General features: G+C 35.5%; 12 protein-coding genes and 1 riboswitch. Of the genes, 7 read left to right on the top strand and 5 right to left on the bottom strand.

The window, feature by feature from the left end; genetic code table 11:
* The first annotated feature begins 64 nt into the window (after positions 1 to 64).
* The 3 genes from AB3217_RS02160 to AB3217_RS02170 all read left to right on the top strand — a co-directional run bounded on the left by AB3217_RS02160 (position 65) and on the right by AB3217_RS02170 (position 7505).
* A complete protein-coding gene (locus AB3217_RS02160; protein WP_232310791.1) occupies positions 65 to 1198 on the top strand; it encodes a CDP-glycerol glycerophosphotransferase family protein in 1134 nt (377 codons plus the stop codon).
* Positions 1199 to 1285: 87 nt separating this feature from the next.
* Complete coding sequence (locus tag AB3217_RS02165; protein ID WP_367365620.1) at positions 1286 to 4531, top strand: CDP-glycerol glycerophosphotransferase family protein; 3246 nt, start codon at positions 1286 to 1288, stop codon at positions 4529 to 4531.
* Between the two features lie 133 nt (positions 4532 to 4664).
* Positions 4665 to 7505 (top strand): LTA synthase family protein, encoded by a 2841-nt coding sequence (locus AB3217_RS02170; RefSeq protein ID WP_367365621.1) that lies wholly within the window; start codon positions 4665 to 4667, stop codon positions 7503 to 7505.
* Positions 7506 to 7598: 93 nt separating this feature from the next.
* Here AB3217_RS02170 and AB3217_RS02175 read toward each other — a convergent pair whose 3' ends face one another.
* A complete protein-coding gene (locus AB3217_RS02175) occupies positions 7599 to 8342 on the bottom strand; it encodes a DUF4811 domain-containing protein (protein WP_068805661.1) in 744 nt (247 codons plus the stop codon).
* The gene (locus AB3217_RS02180) at positions 8342 to 9823 is read right to left on the bottom strand and encodes an MDR family MFS transporter (RefSeq protein ID WP_317762729.1); all 1482 of its coding nucleotides are present in this window, start codon (positions 9821 to 9823) and stop codon (positions 8342 to 8344) included. The genes AB3217_RS02175 and AB3217_RS02180 overlap by 1 nt, the downstream gene beginning before the upstream one ends.
* Before the next feature lie 187 nt (positions 9824 to 10010).
* Here AB3217_RS02180 and AB3217_RS02185 point away from each other — a divergent pair, with 187 nt between their 5' ends.
* The 3 genes from AB3217_RS02185 to AB3217_RS02195 all read left to right on the top strand — a co-directional run bounded on the left by AB3217_RS02185 (position 10011) and on the right by AB3217_RS02195 (position 12634).
* Positions 10011 to 10478, top strand: a complete 468-nt coding sequence (locus tag AB3217_RS02185) for a MerR family transcriptional regulator (RefSeq protein ID WP_057784862.1) — start codon at positions 10011 to 10013, stop codon at positions 10476 to 10478.
* An 86-nt stretch (positions 10479 to 10564) separates the two neighbouring features.
* A complete protein-coding gene (locus tag AB3217_RS02190; RefSeq protein WP_367365622.1) occupies positions 10565 to 11734 on the top strand; it encodes a hypothetical protein in 1170 nt (389 codons plus the stop codon).
* Between the two features lie 61 nt (positions 11735 to 11795).
* Positions 11796 to 11920: riboswitch (FMN riboswitch) on the top strand.
* Between the two features lie 117 nt (positions 11921 to 12037).
* The gene (locus tag AB3217_RS02195; protein ID WP_068805670.1) at positions 12038 to 12634 is read left to right on the top strand and encodes an ECF transporter S component; all 597 of its coding nucleotides are present in this window, start codon (positions 12038 to 12040) and stop codon (positions 12632 to 12634) included.
* Between the two features lie 73 nt (positions 12635 to 12707).
* Here the strand turns inward: AB3217_RS02195 and AB3217_RS02200 are convergent, their stop codons facing one another.
* The gene (locus AB3217_RS02200; protein WP_068805673.1) at positions 12708 to 13784 is read right to left on the bottom strand and encodes a Xaa-Pro peptidase family protein; all 1077 of its coding nucleotides are present in this window, start codon (positions 13782 to 13784) and stop codon (positions 12708 to 12710) included.
* Positions 13785 to 13943: 159 nt separating this feature from the next.
* Here AB3217_RS02200 and AB3217_RS02205 point away from each other — a divergent pair, with 159 nt between their 5' ends.
* A complete protein-coding gene (locus tag AB3217_RS02205; RefSeq protein WP_232310789.1) occupies positions 13944 to 14516 on the top strand; it encodes a GNAT family N-acetyltransferase in 573 nt (190 codons plus the stop codon).
* A 705-nt stretch (positions 14517 to 15221) separates the two neighbouring features.
* Here the strand turns inward: AB3217_RS02205 and AB3217_RS02210 are convergent.
* Together AB3217_RS02210 and AB3217_RS02215 are read right to left on the bottom strand one after the other, a co-directional pair.
* Complete coding sequence (locus AB3217_RS02210; protein ID WP_057785031.1) at positions 15222 to 15968, bottom strand: ion transporter; 747 nt, start codon at positions 15966 to 15968, stop codon at positions 15222 to 15224.
* Positions 15969 to 15995: 27 nt separating this feature from the next.
* Complete coding sequence (locus AB3217_RS02215) at positions 15996 to 16358, bottom strand: DUF1304 domain-containing protein (protein WP_068805676.1); 363 nt, start codon at positions 16356 to 16358, stop codon at positions 15996 to 15998.
* Positions 16359 to 16464: the final 106 nt, after the last annotated feature.

Here is a 16464-nt window from a genome sequence, read left to right on the forward strand (position 1 = left end):
TTCATCAATTGAATTATTAAAAGGGTTCGTGCGCAGAGGACGAACCATAATTATTAGAAATATTATGAAGCTTAGATTTAAGCCTTATCGTAATCCAACAATAGTATTTGAAAGTTTTCAGGGAAGACAAGTTAGCGATTCTCCGTTTGCTATTTATGAAAAACTAAAAAATAATTCCAGCGTAAATTGTATTTGGTCAATCAGACTAAGTCAAAAAGAGTTTTGTGAAAAAAATAATATTCCATATATGATTAGAAGAAGCCTGAAATGGGCTATGAGCATGCAAAGAGCGCGCGTTTGGGTGATTAATACACGGTTACCTATATGGATTAAGAAACCGCCGTACGTTCAATATATTGAGACTTGGCACGGGACACCTTTAAAAAAGCTTGGTTTGGATATAAAGAAGGCAACTATGCCAAATACCACGACTGATATGTACCACCAAAATTTTGTGAACGAAACGCATCGATGGGATGCGTTAGTGTCTGCAAATGATTATTCAACAAATATTTTCCGGAAGGCTTTTGATTATCACAATAAGTTCTTAGAAGTGGGTTATCCGCGAAATGATAAATTAATTAATTCAAGTTCAGATGAAATTCGCAACTTAAAACAAAAACTAGGGATTCCCAGTGATAAAAAAGTCGTTATGTATGCGCCAACATATCGAGATAATTCCTTTGCGGCAAAAGGTGAATACCTATTTAAAATGCCATTTGCAATTGATAAATTACTTGAAAAATTGGACGAAAATGCCATCTTAATTTTACGAATGCACTACTTGATTATAGGTCAACTAGATTTAAGTAAGTACGATGGTAAAGTGTTAGATTTTTCAAGATATCAAGATATTTCAGATTTATATTTAATATCGGATGTGTTAATTACAGATTATTCATCTGTTTTCTTTGATTACGCGTACCTAAAACGGCCAATTGTATTCTTCCCATACGATTATCATGAGTATAAAGATGACCTTCGAGGATTTTATTTAAACTATGAAACTGATTTACCAGGAGAAATTGCCTGGAATCAGAATCAACTGTTTAACTTAGTAGATGAAAGTTTAGGCGAGAACAATAAGCCATCAGCAAGAATGGAAAGTTTTTATAAGAAATTTTGTGCTTATAATTCTGGTAGAAGCTCTGAAAGTGTTGCAAATTATATCATGCAGTGGTTGAAAACTACGGCATGATATAAGAGTTTAAAGTATAATGTACTTTGTAGGTCAGAGAGCAGAATTAAATTTTTTTTAAATCTTTTGAATTAAGGGAAGGAAGTTTTGATCATTAGTAATTTTGCTATTTCACTTGTTCAAACAGATGATCAGTTAAAAATATCAGTAGCTAACGAAGAAACAAAATTAACTAAATTGTTTATTTCTCCTGTTTACTCAGAAAAAAAGCTACAAACCTTAGATCCTGTTCATGAAAACGAATTTTGTATCGATCTAAAGAAACTTATTAAGGATTTGAACCAACAACAAATTAATAGCAACAAGCTAGATATTCAGGTTTTAAATGATTATGTGTCTGCGAGTGTTCTTGATGATGAAAAAAATTTAGAAATACAACCAGTCCAGCTTAACTTAAAAAAAGCTGACTTGCGTGTAGAGAACTTACATGCTTATTCATATGGAACTGATTTTATAACTCCGTACATTACTAGAAATGGTTTTTTAGCATTTTCCTTTAATGCAGCGGTACCAGATAGTACATATGTAAGGCAAGAAACCATATCAAGTTTTTCTATTGATAACGAATCAATAAATATTTCAGGTAACGTAACTACTAATTTTCTTAAAGTGAAAAAAATATCTATAGATTTCTATTTAAGAAGTATTGATAATACTCGCCAACTTCCTGGGAAGTTAGAGTTCTTAAGTACAAATAAAAACTTAACTAGAAATAGATACAACTTTTCATTTCATATTTCAAAAGCAGAGCTAGCTGATACTGTTGAAAATATTGATTATATTCGAGATGTATTAGATTTTGATATTTCTGTTGAAGTGGAAGGCTATAACGAAATTTTAGAACATCGATTGGGAAGACCCAGAGCAGCAGTAAAGCAAAGTCTAAGAGGAAATATGATCCTCAAAACGGCTGACTTCAATGTTGAATTGACACCCTACTTTACGTTGAAAGGCAATAACTTAGCAATGTATTGTAATGTATTTAACGATGAAGCTATTGCAACATATAAAAAAGTTCTTGAAAAGAAGTTATCTAAAGAGGACAACGTTTGGTTAATTGGAGAAAAAAGTAATAAAGCTCAAGACAATGGATATTTTTTCTTTAAATATTTAAGAAAGAATCATCCAGAGATTAATGCCTATTACGTAATAGATGAAATTTCGTTGGATCGGCGGAATTTTGAAACAATGGATCATGTGGTGGCTTTTAATTCGGCGGAACATTTTAGAGTTGCATATTCGGCAAAAGTAATTTGTGGGACACACGATTATAAAATCTTGTTGCCGACAATTAATCGAGATTTCTTGAAACTGATCAAGGCTAAAATCGTATTCTTGCAACACGGTGTCTTAGGAACCAAGAATCTGGTTGATATTAATGGACGGATGTTTGATACCTTTTATGCAGATGTTTTTGTAACCAGCTCAACGCGTGAGAAAAACATTGTGGTAAACGATCTCAAATATCCGGCAGATAGTGTACTTGTTTCTGGCCTGCCAAGATTTGACCGACTATTTTTGAAAGGTACCAAAGTAAAAAAACAAATCCTCATTATTCCAACTTGGCGCGACTGGCTTCGTGATGATGAGACGTTTAAAAAAAGTAATTATTTATCGATTTACAATAGTCTGATTAATCATTCATATTTTCATGAGCTAGCAAATGAAGGATATAAAATTCTATTTTGCTTGCACCCTAATGCTCAGCAGTTCTTGCATTACTTTGATATTCCAGATTATGTGATACCAATCAGCCAAGGGGAAGCAATGGTTCAAGATTTGATCAAAGAGTCTTGCCTGATGCTTACTGATTATTCTAGTGTGGGAATTGATTTTTCGTTTCTTGATAAACCAGTTATTTATTATGAATTTGATCAGGTTCGTTTTCTCGGAAAAAAGGGATCTCATTTAAACTTGGAACACGATTTGCCGGGTGATGTCGTCTACAGTGAAGATCAGGTAATTGAAAGCCTAAGAAGAGCTCACCAACGTGATTTTAAAATATCTGAAATTAATAAAGAAAAATCCGGTAAATTTTTATTGAAAAAAGACCTGAATAATTCCGAAAGAGTGTTTGAAGGTATTCAAAGCATTGGTAAAGAAACCACCTTTGAACGGCTTCGATACGGGTTTGTTTTTAATAAAGCTTTTAATCGGTTTAGAAAATCTAGGCATTATTTTAAAATTATGCAGTTTGTCTACAGTTTTATGAAAGTCTTTTGCCGAATCAAACCGAAACAAGTGATTTTTGAAAGTGGGATTGGCAAGCAATATTCGGATAGCCCAAAACAAATTTATCAAAAAATGTTAACTGATCCTTTTTTTGAAGGATACAAATTCATTTGGATATATAATGGTTACGATATTGAAAAAGATGATCGCTTGAAAATTATCAAACGCTTTAGTTGGGAATATTTTTATTATTTAGCAACTTCAGAGTATTGGGTAAATAATCAAAACTTTCCATATTACATCCACAAACCAAAGCACACAACATTTTTGCAAACTTGGCATGGAACACCATTGAAAAAAATGATGAATGATGTGGATAGTTTTTCAGATAAGGATGCCGGCTATGTTCCTAGAATGAATAAAGTGAATGCTCAATGGGATTATCTCGTTTCACCAAGTCATTATGCTACCGAACGGTTTGAATCGGCATTTCTACCAAAAGCTAAAATTCTTGAAGTTGGTTATCCACGAAATGATGTGTTCTTTTTGAGTGACAACGAAAAAGGCGAAATCCTCAGGCAGCTACGTAATATGTGGGGCATTAACAATAAAAAAGTTATTCTGTATGCACCAACATTTAGGGATGATGACAAGACAAGTGCGGGGAAACAGGACTTCAAATTAAATCTAAATATTGAGGCAATGTACAAGGCTTTACACGAAGATTATGTTGTGTTATTTAGGCAACATGCTATTGTGAAAACTAAGTTGTATATTCCAGATTATTTTAAAGATTTCTTCATAGATGTTTCTAAATTTTCGGACGTGCAACAATTATACTTGTTAGCTGATATGTGTGTAACTGATTATTCATCCGTCATGTTTGATTACGCAATCACTAAAAAGCCTTTGTTATTTTATACGTATGATTATGAAGACTATAAAGAAAATCTGCGTGGCTTTTATATTGACTTTGAAGCAGAGGCACCAGGCCCTCTTTTGTATGATACAGATCAACTGATTGATGCGGTTCAACACATTGACCAAGTGGAAAAGAATTATGAGTCTAAATATCAACAGTTTTATAACAAATACGGATATATTGAGAATGGTACTTCAACCAAAAAAGTTATTGATGCCGTATGGAAAAATGCTGAATAATACTTTTGGAAGAATTTGATTATATAGCGGTAATTAAGTGAGTATAAATTGTCAATGCAACAAAATCCGATGATTTATACTCATTTTTGATGATGAAAAACATTTTTTGCAGGCAAGTATGAAGGAGAATTATATGATATTTTCAAAGATAACCAAAAAATCATTAGTAGCAGGAGGTATTTCTATACTCTTGTTGTTATTCTCAATGTGTAGCAGATTATTGCTTAATGTACAATTACCAAAAATTAGTGAGGGCTTTTCTGAGTTAATAAGGTTCAGTTCACTTTTTCGAAACATTGGCATCATTGGCATTACAGGCGCTTTGGGGAGCACGATTGAATTAAAGAAAGTTTCATTTAAAGGCGTTGTGAAATTACTTTGTGAAGTGCTAGCTTATACACTACCAATTACTGGCTTTGTATTTGCGGTAAATGTTCAAAGTATTCAAAGGAATACTTTTATAGCAGCTTTTTTACCATTTTTGGAAAAAACTTATTGGTTTACTGCAACAATACTGGCTGGCTCACTTTTGCTAGCAATACTGGGGCAATTAAAATTATCTCCAAGGACAATTATTCTCTGTTTGGGTGGAATTAGTTTAGCAACATTTTTATTTTCAATACTTTATCCTAGTAGAAATTTAGCTCTTATGACGGTGTGGGGGTTACTAAGCTTCTTGAGTGCAAGTCTTTTAGAAAATGAAAAAGTTCAATACAAATTTTCATATGTAGCGACCCCCGTATTAGCAATACTACTAATAGCAGTTTTAATTTTGGACTGGAAAGATTCTGGAAATGACTTGTTGGATGCCTTATTGATTGTTTTGGCTTTTATGACGGTGACAAGTTGGGAACTATTTCCAAGAGCCACTAATTCACTAACAACTTTCAAATCTCTTGTTGTAACGAGAATATTTTTGGGAATCTCCTTGTTAGCTCTAAACCCTTTAGTGTATGAGGTGTTAGTTAAATATACCTTATTACAAATTGCAAATTTAACCACAATTTATTCTCTACTAGAATTTTACCTAATTACATTAATTATTGGCCTAGTAGCTGTTCTAATTGAGTCATTTGGGATTGCAAAATTATACTCTGGGCAGAGAACTATGCAAGTAACGTTGCCAATTGCAGTATTTGTTATCAGTATCAGTTATTTGATTTATGATGGCCTTCAATTTTTAGACACTGGGCTTGTGTCCTTACAAACCAGTCAAGGCAATTCCCTTTATCTAGCATTGATAAATCTGTTTATTGTAACCCTACTGTATTTATTCATTCAAGGCATATTTAATCGTTTCTGGTATTCTAACTTTATTTTTATAATGCTAATGATGATTCTGAGCTATGCAAATTATGCCAAACTAATGGCACGTGATGAACCTATCATTCGTCCTGATTTTGGGATGATTAAATCATTACCAGATATAGCTCAAATGGTGAACTTGAAAGTAGTTTATGGATTAATTGCCGCGTTTGTTGTAGTCATAATTCTTGCTGTAGTACTACAACGGTTTGTACTGAAAGGCCCCATTTTTCGGTGGCCAGTTAGAATAGTAGTTCTTTTCCTATCTGGCTTTTTATTGTTTGCTTTTGCACAAACTGAAAACAAAATGAATTTAATTAACTGGGACGATGAGAAAGTGACAGATAGCAATCCATTGATGTCTGTATTAAGTAAAGCAGGTTTTAGTGCACATCCTGGAGCGCTTGAAATGTCTACAAAAAAGTATGGTCCTGCAATTACATTTATGAGTACAGTCATTATTAAAACAATGGACAAGCCCAGTGATTATTCAGAAGCCCAAATTAACAAGGTTGTGAAGAAGTACAAAAAAGTTGCAAGTCAAATTAATAAAACAAGAACGAATGGTTCTTTGAAGAAGCAAACTGTTATTTATGTTTTAAGTGAAAGCTATGCCGATCCAAGAATGTTACCAACAGTCAAATTGTCTGCAAATCCAATTCCGTATGAACAATCTTTGGAAAAAAGCAATACCTCTGGATTAATGTACAGTCCAAGTTATGGTGGAGGAACAGCAAATATTGAATTTGAAGCGTTGACTGGATTGTCAATGAATAACTTTGATCCCTCAATGGCAACGCCTTATGTGTTCTTAGTGCCAAAAGTGAATAATTTACCTGTTATTACTGATTATTTTAAGATAAAAACGGCAATTCATCCATATTCTGGAGTCACATACAATCGGAAAAATGTTTTTAAAAAATTTGGTTTTCAACATTTCTACAGCTTTACTGGAGACAAGTTAACCTATACAAGCAAGCTTGGTAAATCAAACTATGTATCCGATGATTCAGCGTATAAACAATTATTGAAGCAAATTAATACGACCAACAGAGGCCAATTTATTCAGTTATCAACGATGCAAAATTATATGCCATATACACTGGGTACATATGCCAAAAATAATTTTAAGGCAAGTGGAAATTTGACGAAGGCAAGTTTGAACTCGGTTGAATCGTACGTGCAAGGCCTGAATTATACAGACCAAGATTTGAAAATGTTGGTTAGCAAAGTTTCAAAAATGAAAAAGCATGTCACAATTGTGTGGTATGGCGATCATCTACCTGGATTATATGAGGGTGGATTGGTTAGTGGTAAAAATCTGACTAAGTACGATAATAAGCTTCATCAGACAAATTATTTTATTTACAGCAATTTTAAACATAAGAAAATTAGCAACACAAAAGTTGTTTCACCAAATATGTTTACACCCATGATGTTTAAGCAAACGAATACCAAAGTTGATCCATATGTGGCTCTATTGACGGAAATAAATAAATACGTACCAGCGGCAGAAAGGAATAAATTCATGTCTGCAAGTGGAAATTATATTGAATATAAAAACTTATCAAAGAAGGCTAAATCAACCTTAAAAGATTATAAATTAATTCAGTATGATATTACGGCAGGAAATCAATATTCTATCAAGAATAAAGAATTTGTCAAATAAAAAAGTGTTGATATAATTTGATTAATTATCAGCGACCAAAATTGGTCGTCTAAAATAATCTACAAATTAATATCAACACTTTTTTTGGAATATTTATTTCGTAGCTTCTTGCACAACCTTTGCCATTGCCTGTTTTTGATAAGCAGCAGTGGCTTTTTTGGTTGCTTCAGTTGTCAAAGCTTTTTGTTTGGCAACTGACAATGTTGGATCCTTTTTCATCGCCGCTGTGACGGCTTTTTTAACTGTAGCTGTCACATAATCTTTTGCTTCTTTTTTCATGTTTGCTGAATTTTGTTTAACTAATTTTTGAAGTTTCTTAGCCTGAGCTGAACTTAAAGTTAGCCAATCTTTATTGATTTCAAGTGTATTGCGATGCTTGACTAATTTATGATCATTACCTGCAATACCGAACCAAAGTTTATAGCCAGAACTCTTATAAACCCACCGAGTTGTTTTGGTGACAACTCGTGGAGTGCCGGAAATCACCTTAACTTTGTTAGAAGTTTTGGTGGGGTCTGGGTTAGTTGTGGTCGGCTTTTTTTGAGATGCATTTTCTTTATAGATGTAAACGCGATTCTTACTAGAAGTTCCAACATCTTGGTATAGCAACATCTTAAGCTGTTTAGAAGGTGAAACGGAAATAAGATCTGTTGTTTTAGTCGTTGTGACTTTCTCCATGCCAAAGTGGTCGCTGTCATTTAAAACTATCAAGACAAGTGAGAGACCCAACAATGCTGCTAAAACAATACTTACTGTCCATCGTAGAAATGGTTTTGAAATACTTACCATGCTGATGAATAAGGCGATGGCAAGAACTACAACTGCAACAATAATCATTAGTTCTCACCTCCGTTAACAACTTTTTCAGGTTTGATTGAACGAGGGCTTCGACCACTTACAAAGAAGGAAACGACAAGTCCAATTAAACAAAAGGCAATAGCAGCGGCGAACGCGGCATGATAGCCATTTAGAGTTGCATTCATAAAATCATTTTTATAGTTCAATGGTGCTGATTTAAGCAAGCTCTTTTCAGGTGCTTGATTGTTGGTCACATTAGTCAAAATACTGATTAATATAGCTGTTCCTACAGATGAGGCTACCTGACGAAGCGTGTTATTTACGGCAGTTCCGTTACTCATTAAATGCAATGGCAGAGCATTCATCCCAGCAGTAGTAACTGGCATCATGGTCATTGAAATTCCGGCCATTCGAACACCATATAATACAGTGATATAAATGACAGGTGTGGTGCGTGTGATAAAGGCAAACGGAATGGTTCCGATAGTTAATAAGAACATCCCTGTAATTGCCAAACGACGTGCGCCAATGCGGTCAAAAATCCGTCCGGTGATCGGACTCATTACACCCATCATTAAAGCTCCGGCTAGCAGTGTTAATCCGGATTCCAACGCAGAATCTCCCCGCACAATCTGCAGATAGAGAGGTAAAACCATTTCAACACCAACCATGGCCATGTTGGAAACTGAACTAAGCAAAGCTGAAACAGAAAATTCTGGGTTTTTCAAAACCCTTAATTCCAAGAATGGATTATCAAGGGTTAATTGACGCCATCCAAATAATAGGATGAAAACAACCCCAATAATTAGGCTGGCAATGACAATTGTACTTCCCCAACCTTCAGTTCCAACTTCTGAGAATCCATAAAGTAAAGATCCAAAGCCAATCGTTGAAAGCGCAGCTGATAGCCAATCCAAACTAGATTTTTTGGTTGGTAAAACGTTTTTCATGAACCAAAATCCGGCGATAATGACGATGATGACAATTGGAATTAACATGCCAAAAAGGACACGCCATTGGTAAGTATCGATTACCCATCCAGAAAGAGTAGGACCAATTGCAGGTGCTACACCGATAACTAATCCGGCAAGACCCATTGCTGTTCCGCGGCTTTGTGCCGGGAAAATTGAAAGCATCAAGGTTTGTAGGAGGGGCATTGTGACACCAACGCCTAAGGCTTGAATAAGACGACCTATTAAAAGTACTTGAAAACTAGGTGCAATGTAACAGGCAATTGTTCCAAGTAAGAAAATTGTCATGGCACTTTCGTATAAGGTCTTTGAGTTAACACGTGATGTTAACCACGCGCTAATTGGAATCATAATTCCATTAACTAACATGAATCCGGTTGTTAACCATTGAACCGTTGAGGTGGTGATGTCGAAACTCTTCATTAAAGTTGGGTAGGCGGTAGAAAGAATTGTTTGATTCAAAACCGTACAGAAAGATCCAACCAAGAGGAGCACAACAAGTAGGGAACGGTTATATGGTTTTCCGTTTGTATCGATTGCTTTTCCCAAGATGATGCTTCCTTTCGTAAAAAATGTTCAAGAACTAATATATGCCATTTACATTTTATTGTCAACTAATTTGACAATAATGTCAGAATATATATAATTAATGTTAGTTATTCTGACGAATTCGTTTTCTTCTTATAAGTTCGTTATAATTTGTAAAGATATTAAATAGAATCTGAAAAGAAATGGAATGAAAAAACAAATGAATTCTGATTTTATTCAAAGAGTAAAAAATATTATGAAAACTCATGATTTTCTTCTGGGAATTGGCGATATTGCTAGTGCGACGAAAGTTTCTCAACGCCAACTGAGGTATTGGGAAAAAAAGGGATACATTCACCCAACCAAATCCTCTGAAGAACGTCGTCATCGTAAATACTCCTATCATACTTTGATGAAGGTATCAATGATTCAATCTTATGTAGATTCTGGCTATACCCTTAGTGTAGCGGTAGAAAAATCTTCTAAACATGAAGAAATGACAAATGCATTGAAACATTTAATTGGCGATCGATTACGTGATTTTAACATCCTTGAAGATGGTTATGAATTAGACTTTGGAGCCGTTGAGGGAATTTCAGAAAGCAAAAATTTGGTTGCGGTAATCCGGGAAGGTCAACCTACCAAATTTATTTTACGAGAAAAAAGTGATTCATAGGTCACATTTCAGTAATTTATGAGCTCCTGCGTACTATTTAGTGCCACACTTAGTGGTGTTAAATACATAGCAGGGGAGCTATTTATATGGAAAGAAAATCAAAATTTTTACGTCGCCTAATTTGTGGATTAGCTGTAGGATTAGTGACATTGGGCCTGGCAGATTCTGCGCTTGCGGCGACTTATACGCAAAAAAGTAATGCACTATCATCATACTCTGCCAGTAAGTTCAAATACGTTAGTAACAGTAACTACTATTTAACTGGTAACTTTACAACTAAGAAACAATATTCATATGCATCTGGGTATAAAAAATCTACCTTTCGAACAAGACCAGATTCTGTAAATTATAAAAAAGGTAACAAAAAAGTTAGCTTTAAATCAAGTTATTTTTTGCCAGTTACTAAGTGGAAAGGGTTAAGTTGGGGAAATCCACAAAGTTTTGCGATGACCAGTGCGAATACAGCTTATGTTTTATGTACCAGTGGGTCGTACGCTTGGATTACAAGGTATAATCTGAAAGAGTTGCGGGCGTTAGGTGCTACAAAATCCGGTAAAATGGATATGATTCGTCGAGCTACATTTTATAATGCCAATGCGAAAAAATATCCAACACAAAATCAAAATACAACCTATAAAAGAGTTCTAAAAGCCGTCAAAGTTGGGCCTAAGTTTAAGAACTTTGGTCATGGACAATCTTTGGCATATAATCCAAAAGATAGTTCACATCTTTGGTTTGTTGGAACCGGATTGGTCGCTGGGAATCATGTCTCAACTAAGGCAAATGTTCAACGTGTCAAAATCAGTACGTTAAAGCCAGATAAGAAAATCAATTTCCGTTTCAAGAGCAAGAGTGGCTACATTGCTGGTGGGTTAAATTTGGCGTTTGATAAATCTGGGAATGCCTACTTGGATTCAAAAACTGGTACTCGCAGTTTGAAATTATTCAAAGGCAAAATTTACACTAAATCAGTTAAATTTAAATTGGTTATGCAAGGTATTAAGTATGCTCCCGGTCCACGAACTCAGTCACTTGCATACAACAAGAAGCGCAATCGCCTGTACATGATTGCCGATGATAGTGTTATTTCAGTCCCTGTTTCTAAATTAGGAAAACTAAAGAAGTCTGATGTTCAGTCAACTCAGTTTAGTGCTAAACGGGAATTTGAAGGTATGCAGTTTACTAGTGATGGTAGTTCATACTTACTAACCAATAAGGGTGCTGAAATTATGCAAGGTAGTACAAAATCATTCTAAATACAAATTACTAGTTATTTAATTGAAAGTAGTGTAACATTACTCTTGAAAATTAAATAAGGTTCGTCTTCAGGGGCAGGGTGTAATTCCCGACCGGTGGTTGTAAAGTCCACGACCCATCATTGTGATGGTTGAATCGGTGAAATGCCGATACCGATAGTTAAAGTCTAGATAAAGAAGATTGGGTTATTTAGCTTACTAAAAATTCAATTGGCTCTCTATACTCTGAAATAGTATAAAGGGTCATTTTTTATGAGTAAAAATAATTCACCTGGGATGAGTCCTTCAAGGAGGATGTCTCACATGGGTAACAAAAATGTTACGCGTTTAGTGGTCATCGCAATGATGGCTGCGATTTCTTATGTTTTATTATTGTTTAGTTTTCCAATTTTGCCAGGATTTTCATTTTTGAAAATCGATTTTGCCAATGTTCCAATTCTTATCACAATGTTGGTCTATGGACCAGGCGCAGGAGCGGTTACGACGGCCGTTGCAGGTTTGTTGGATATTGTGACTAAGGATAGCAGCATGGTTGGTGTGATTGGAATTATTGCCAATTTCTTGGCGACAATGTGCTTTGCATTACCAATTTACTATTCTTTGAAGAAACACATGGATCAAGGGATTAAACAGCAAGCCCGATTTTTGGTTCGGGGAATCATTTTGGGGACAGTTTTAATGGCGGTCTTTATGAGCCTGACCAATCTGTTCATTCTGTTACCAATCTACTTTATGCTGGTGAGTTTCCAGATCAGTATTTCAACACTCAACATGGTACTGTACGGCGTCTTGCCGTTTAACCTAATTAAGGGTGTTATCGTTGGAATTGCCACAGGTGTGATTTATGCTCGAATGGTACCGTGGCTCCAAAGCCGTTTTCAAGCTGTTAAACATTCATAATAAAATAATGCCTGTTGGTGAGAAATTATCGAATTGATATTTCTTCACTAACAGGCATTTTAATTTCAGTTAATTAGTTTAAGATAATTAGATCGCGGGTAATATCCGAGAGTCGTTGACAACCGTCCTTGGTCACAAGCACGTCATCTTCAATCCGGATTCCACCGAGATTCGCCACATAAATTCCTGGTTCCACGGTTAAAATTTCGTTTTGAGACACCTTGTATTCAGGCATCGCGCCGTAACTTTGAGGATATTCATGGATATCTAGTCCAATTCCATGACCAATACCATGATTGAACTCTTTGCCGTAACCTTGTTCAGTAATAAAATCGCGACCAATTTTATCAAGAGCTTTGCCACCGACGCCCGGTTTGATGGCATCAATGACTTTTTGTTGGGCTTCTTTGACAATTTCATAGATTTGTTTCAGCCTTGGATCGGGTTCGCCTAGTGAAATGGTACGGGTAATGTCTGAGGTGTATCCATCAAAATAGTAGCCAAAATCAATGGTAATCATTTCCCCCGTTTTGAGCACTTTAGTAGTAGCATCTCCATGGGGCATTGCCGCACGGGGACCACTGGCCACGATTGTATCAAACGAAGCACCAGTGGAACCATGATCCTTCATCCAGATGTCCAGTTTGTTCACAACTTGGATTTCAGTCATGCCCGGGTGAATTTGGGTGAGGAGATACTTAAAGCCTTGAGAAGAAAGCTCAATGGCTTTTGTGGTGGCCTCGATTTCTTCAGGGCCTTTAGCAGCTCTGAGAATATCGACGACTTGCGAAGTTGCGGTTAAGGTGACTTCTGGTAAATGGGTCAGTTTTACATAATCAGAGTATTTAAGATTATCTTCAAAGCCTAATGTGTGAATCTGTTGTTTAACAACCACACTAGTGATGATTTTCATATAATCACGGGTAATGGCAACATCAATGCCTTTTTCGAGGCGTTCATGGAGATCTTCTTCGTAGCGAGCGTCGGTGATTAACGTGGCGTTGTCAGTGGTCACAAGTAAGCGACCATCATCTTCAAGACCATCAAAACCTGATAGGTAAAGCAGGTTGAACCGGTTCTCAATTAAGATTGCATCAACTTTTAAGTCAGTTAATTTAGTTTGCAGTGCCTGGATTCGTTTTGTATACATAAAAAAGCCTCTTTTTCTAGAATTGTCATAAATCTAGTTTAACCTAATTTTAATGAAAAACAACTTGTTTTTGTGGGATTATAAAATCAATAGCAACTTTCAAATTGGCTTTTAATGTTTAATGAACTAGATTGGCAGCAACTAGCGGGAGGTTTTGTAATGAACATGGAAGAAAAACTTTTGTTGAATAATTGTTTAGAAACGGAGCGCTTATATTTACGTCCGGTGACAATTGAAGATGCAAAAGATATGTACGAATATACGAGTGATCCGGAAACAGTTAAGTATATGTTCGAGGTTCATCATAATTTGGATGATACCAAACACGAGATCTTAAATTATTTTGTCAAAGAACCCATCGGTAAATGGGGAGTTGTGCTTAAAAAGACAGGCAAGTTTATTGGCAACGCCGAAATGCATATAGATACGCATAATTTAAGTGCCGAAATTGGTTATGCGATTGGGCGGAAGTTTTGGGGAAATGGCTATGCTCCTGAAGCCGCAACACAAATTTTGGAGCTCGGATTTGCTGAAATGGGACTGAAACGGATATATGCACTCTATTGCGTGGATAATAAAAAATCGGGCCGAGTGCTGGAGAAAATCGGCATGCAAAAGGAGGGCATTTTACGAAATAATAGTCAGTTAAAAGGTAAAACGGTGGACGATGGGGTATATGCAATGACTGATGAGGACTGGCAGAAACTCCAAAGAATGGGGGAAGCATTTTAATTGTAACCGTTTGCATATCGTGGTAGTATTATAAGTGAGGAAGGGGTTAAGCCCCAACCAAGAAGTTCTTCTCATATCGAAGGTTAGCTGGTTAAATTTGAACCAATCTGATAAACGAAGATTTAAAAACATCATCTACAGACGTGATGTAGAAAAAGAGTCTGAGATTGTGACAGAGATAGGCAGTTAACAGCGAAACACCTTAGTTTGTTGGAGGATTTTCAACATCGGTAAGATAAACTGGATAAACGGCCAAAAAGTTCGCTGAGGCTCGAAAAAAGTGTGGAATCAGTGGGAAACTACTTGAATCGCACCAGTAGATAGACAATGGATAATGCGAGTGGGCTAGAACGAAGGCCGATGAAGCACAATTAGTAAGAATAGTGGATGTTCGAAGATGAAATGTCGTGCGAGTTCTTACGAAACAAATATGAAAGTTGTGAAGGTGTAAGGTTATTTCAAAAAGTACTGTATTAAAAGGTTGGGGAACTTCCTCATAAGGGAATCCAAGAAATGAGAAGATCTTGGGTTCTTTTTTTGTGCAGTGAGTGAGATAAATTGGTAATAAATAGAATCTAAGTTCCCCGCAGTAGGCGTACTTAGATTCTATTTATTACTTTATCGAACTGTCCTAAACTAAATTAGAGAACAGAAAGACACACCGAATGCGGTATGTGTTCACGTGAACAGATATGGATAAGTTTACTATTTTAACCTCTTAATTTCTTCTTTAAGCCCTTTTACCTCGCGCATCAGTGCCAAATTTTGTTGATAAATTTTATCCAAATTAGTTTTAGTGTTCTCTTCTTTATCATGCACGAAAAAATTTGTGATTGTACTGGTTAGCATTCCAATTAAGCCAATTCCAACAAACATTAATAAAACCGCAGCTATTTTTCCAGTGAACGTTTTTGGACTAATATCGCCATACCCAACTGTTGTAGTTGTTGTAATTGCCCACCAAATTGAGTTGGGTAAACTAACATTTTCTGCGATTGAGTACAAGCTAGAAGCGATAAATAATACAGCAATGCTGGCATAGATTACATATATAAATCCATTTGTGTTCAAAAATCTTTTAGCATTTTTAGAAAACTTACCGGTTAGGCCAATCAATCTAGTAAATTTTATAATTTTCAGTAACCTAGCAATTCTTACTAATCGAGCCACACGTAAAAATGACGCTAGTGCATTAAATGGAACAATGGCTAACAAATCAAAAATATTAGTCATAAAAAAATGTCTCTTATTTTTTGCTACCCACATTCGTGTAAAGTAATCAAAAGCAAAAACAACTAGAATTCCGTTGTCGATAAAACTAAATGGTGCCTTACCGAGATTGATTTTACTACTAAAATCAAGAATAGATAAAATGATTGATACAATGGCCAAAATAATAATTAAAACATTATATGAAACTTTATCAAAAAGTTTGGATAATTTTGTTTTCAAAAGAAACTCCTATATTTGAGGACAGCCTTACAAAAAGAGCAAAATAAAGGTCACAGTTGCTGGTAATAACTGTAATATGAAAATTTTTCTGGTTGCGGTCAAGCCACCGTAAGTTCCTACGATCATAATAAAGAACATTAGTAGCCGCATAACTGTTAGTAATGTTGCGCCATTAAATAAGAATAATGAACTAATAATTAATAGGCCAAGGGCACCATTGTAGATACCTTGGTTGCTCAGTGCAATTTGGGCATTTTCCTGTTTCAAAAAGGTAATTGGCATATCAAATGCATTTGCTTGTGTGTGTGGACCTGCAAACATTTCTAGAAACATGACTCCTAAATGCTCAAGGCCGATTAATCCAGTCAAAATAAGTGCGAATGTTGTCATGCTCTCCTCCTAAGTGAAGATGAATTAGTAACTCTCATTCAAGTATATTAACGAACTCTTAATTAAGTATAAACTATTTACTATACGATAGGTCAAACACATAAAG

The organism is Pediococcus parvulus (assembly GCF_964063155.1).
Classification (GTDB): Bacteria; Bacillota; Bacilli; order Lactobacillales; family Lactobacillaceae; genus Pediococcus; species Pediococcus parvulus.

Excerpts from the sequence above, each read along its gene's own strand:
- AB3217_RS02185 (WP_057784862.1), top strand. The coding sequence starts at position 10,011 with ATGAAAAAACAAATGAATTCTGATTTTATTCAAAGAGTAAAAAATATT.
- AB3217_RS02200 (WP_068805673.1), bottom strand. The coding sequence starts at position 13,784 with ATGTATACAAAACGAATCCAGGCACTGCAAACTAAATTAACTGACTTA.
- AB3217_RS02195 (WP_068805670.1), top strand. The coding sequence starts at position 12,038 with ATGGGTAACAAAAATGTTACGCGTTTAGTGGTCATCGCAATGATGGCT.
- AB3217_RS02205 (WP_232310789.1), top strand. The coding sequence starts at position 13,944 with ATGAACATGGAAGAAAAACTTTTGTTGAATAATTGTTTAGAAACGGAG.
- AB3217_RS02175 (WP_068805661.1), bottom strand. The coding sequence starts at position 8,342 with ATGATTATTGTTGCAGTTGTAGTTCTTGCCATCGCCTTATTCATCAGC.
- AB3217_RS02170 (WP_367365621.1), top strand. The coding sequence starts at position 4,665 with ATGATATTTTCAAAGATAACCAAAAAATCATTAGTAGCAGGAGGTATT.
- AB3217_RS02215 (WP_068805676.1), bottom strand. The coding sequence starts at position 16,358 with ATGACAACATTCGCACTTATTTTGACTGGATTAATCGGCCTTGAGCAT.
- AB3217_RS02160 (WP_232310791.1), top strand. The coding sequence starts at position 65 with ATGAAGCTTAGATTTAAGCCTTATCGTAATCCAACAATAGTATTTGAA.
- AB3217_RS02190 (WP_367365622.1), top strand. The coding sequence starts at position 10,565 with ATGGAAAGAAAATCAAAATTTTTACGTCGCCTAATTTGTGGATTAGCT.